The sequence below is a fragment of the Nocardia sp. NPDC004722 genome (assembly GCF_053601505.1).
In genome coordinates this window covers 1-1,875 of the sequence record NZ_JBSGBY010000989.1, presented here as the reverse complement: position 1 = coordinate 1,875, position 1,875 = coordinate 1, and the positions used below count along the sequence as shown (strand labels likewise).

General features: G+C 65.9%; 3 protein-coding genes. 1 reads left to right on the top strand and 2 read right to left on the bottom strand.

The annotated features are described in order from the left end of the window. Positions 1–98: 98 nt before the first annotated feature. Positions 99–479 (top strand): PPOX class F420-dependent oxidoreductase, encoded by a 381-nt coding sequence (locus ACWELQ_RS44945; protein WP_452403064.1) that lies wholly within the window; start codon positions 99–101, stop codon positions 477–479. 72 nt (positions 480–551) lie between these two features. Here ACWELQ_RS44945 and ACWELQ_RS44940 read toward each other — a convergent pair whose 3' ends face one another. Beyond that, positions 552–1,091: a hypothetical protein gene (locus ACWELQ_RS44940; RefSeq protein WP_452403063.1), complete on the bottom strand. Its 540-nt coding sequence runs from the start codon at positions 1,089–1,091 to the stop codon at positions 552–554. 340 nt (positions 1,092–1,431) lie between these two features. Next, positions 1,432–1,875 (bottom strand): cobaltochelatase subunit CobN (locus ACWELQ_RS44935; RefSeq protein ID WP_452403062.1); only part of this gene is annotated, 444 nt, incomplete at its 5' end.

The window sequence follows — 1,875 nt, the reverse complement described above, 5'->3', positions numbered from 1 at the left end:
GCCCACACCGCAGCCGACGATCGCGCCGACAATGAAGAACCAGACGCCGATCACCGCGCCGACGATGCAGCCGATGAGCGCACCGGCCACGATCGGGCGTGGACACTACGTTCGAGCCGTTGGGCAAGGCGAACTATGTACAGCTGACCACCTTCAAGAAGGACGGGACGCCGGTCGGGCCGCCGGTGTGGGCGGTCCTCGACGGTGGCAAACTCTATGTCTGGACGGTCACCGACAGCTGGAAGGTCAAGCGCATCCGGCGCAATCCCGAGGTCACGGTGCAGCCGTGCGACTTCCGGGGCAAGACGCACGGGGAACTGCTCAAGGGCAGCGCGCTCGTCCTCGACGCTCCCGGCACCGAGCGGGTGCGCGATCTGATCAAGCGCCGCTACGGGATTCAGGGCTGGCTGGGCATCACCCTCAGCAAGCTGCGCCGCGGTAACACCGGCACCATCGGCATCGAAATCGCTCCGGCATAACACCTTTCGCACACGACCAGACCGCCGGACCGACGGGGACCGGTCCGGCGGCGGTCGTGCCCACTGCCGGGTCTAGGGCTGATCTCCGGCGATGATGGCGCCCAGCAGGCCGCCCACACCGCAGCCGACGATCGCGCCGACAATGAAGAACCAGACGCCGATCACCGCGCCGACGATGCAGCCGATGAGCGCACCGGCCACGATCGATCCGGCATTGGCGACATTCTGCAGCGCCACGACATCACCGTTGGGTGCGGCGATATCGGCCGGATCCGACGGCCGCACCGTCAGTTCGGTGGCGGCCGCGTTCACCTCCGGCACCACCGTGAGCGTGCGGTCGGCGGTTTGATAGGTGAGCGGTAGCGAGGCGATGACCTCACCCGACGGCGCGATGATGTTCACCGCGCCGGGCGCGAGCTCGAAGTGGCCCGCGGTGAGCGTGGTGGTGACCGCGGAGCGGTCGGGGGCCAGTGCGATGGAGTAGTCGACACCCCGATCGGCCCCGTTGATGCCCGGTTGCGCGACGGCGGGTTCGCCGTGTGCGGTCACCGTGGCGACGCACAGCGCGGCGACGGAAAGTAATGCGGTAGCGGCTATCTTGGCAATTCTCATGATGGTTCCCTGCAATCGAAGAGCCGATTCACCGCAGGGTCGAGCAGGTGAATCCCGAGAGATCCACCCGAACACTGCAACTCGAATTCGCGGACGCGAGGGCGCGGCGAACCGGGGAATTCCCACATCGAATTATCGGACCCGATAACGCCATTGGGCGTTGCCCGGGTGACCCCGCGCCGTAAAAACCTGCCATGGTCTCCCCGAGTACGACGCCGAGACGTTCTTATGATGCTCTCAGAATCCTGAACAGGGAAGACCCAGGTGCCGGGGTTGTCCGCCTGTGTCCTGCGCGTCACCCCGACACGCCGCATCCCGCCGGCGGTCCGGCCGAATTCGATTACTCCAGTTCGCCTTCGGTCTCCAGATAGACCTGCCGCAGCCGATCCAGTGTTTCACTCTCCGGCTGTTCCCAGAGTTTCCGCTCCGCCGCCTCCAGCAAACGCTCCGCAATACCGTGCAGCGCCCAGGGATTCGACTGCTCCATGAACTTCCGATTGGTCTCGTCGAAAACATAGGATTCGGCGAGCTTTTCGTACATCCAGTCGGCGACCACATTGGTGGTGGCGTCGTAGCCGAACAGATAGTCCACGGTGGCGGCCATTTCGAACGCGCCCTTGTAGCCGTGCCGACGCATGGCCTCGAGCCAGCGCGGGTTGATCACCCGCGCCCGGAACACCCGGGTGGTCTCCTCCGAGAGCGTGCGGGTGCGCACCGCGTCCGGCCGCGTGCTGTCGCCGATGTAAGCCTCGGGATTCTTGCCGGTCAGCGCGCGCACCGCGGC

What these genes read in the sequence shown, in the direction of transcription:
- ACWELQ_RS44940 (WP_452403063.1), bottom strand. Translation starts at nt 1,091, where the DNA reads ATGAGAATTGCCAAGATAGCCGCTACCGCATTACTTTCCGTCGCCGCG.